Annotated in this window: 2 tRNA genes; both read left to right on the forward strand. The window is 59.2% G+C overall.

The window, feature by feature from the left end:
* Positions 1–7 precede the first annotated feature (7 nt).
* Positions 8–84, forward strand: a tRNA-Asp gene (locus tag QEH57_RS24765).
* A 385-nt stretch (positions 85–469) separates the two neighbouring features.
* Positions 470–546 (forward strand) — tRNA-Asp (locus tag QEH57_RS24770).
* The last annotated feature ends 3 nt before the right edge of the window (positions 547–549 follow it).

The following is a 549-nucleotide window of genomic DNA, read 5'->3' on the forward strand; positions in this document are numbered from 1 at the left end:
ACGCCACGGGGTAGTAGCTCAGTTGGTTAGAGCGCCTGCCTGTCACGCAGGAGGCCGCGGGTTCGAGTCCCGTCTATCCCGCCACCGTGAAAAAAAAACCGTTCCTTTCGAGGGACGGTTTTTTTGTGCGCGGAGGTTTTTGGAGACGGGCCTCGAACCCGCGGCTTTCGTCCGCTTCGCGTCCTGCCGCGGGTGGTCGCGTGGCGCCGGGCTTCGCCCTGAACGAGTCCTGGGAAGTGCGGCGTCGCTGCGCTTCGCGATCCTATTGATGGGTCTATCCCGCCACCGTGAAAAAAAACGTTCCTTTCGAGGGGACGGTTTTTTTGTGTGTGAAGGTTGTGTGGGGAAGGGCTTGTTGGTTGTCGGGAGAGGCTCGCGGTTCGGGGCTTTTAAGAAAATTGAATTTCCTAATTTACGGAGCTTGACTTGGGAATCGGGAAACCTAGCTTCGCCCTCTCTTTCACGCCACGGGGTAGTAGCTCAGTTGGTTAGAGCGCCTGCCTGTCACGCAGGAGGCCGCGGGTTCGAGTCCCGTCTATCCCGCCACCG

This window comes from Pelagicoccus sp. SDUM812005, from assembly GCF_031127875.1.
Classification (GTDB): domain Bacteria; phylum Verrucomicrobiota; class Verrucomicrobiia; order Opitutales; family Opitutaceae; genus Pelagicoccus.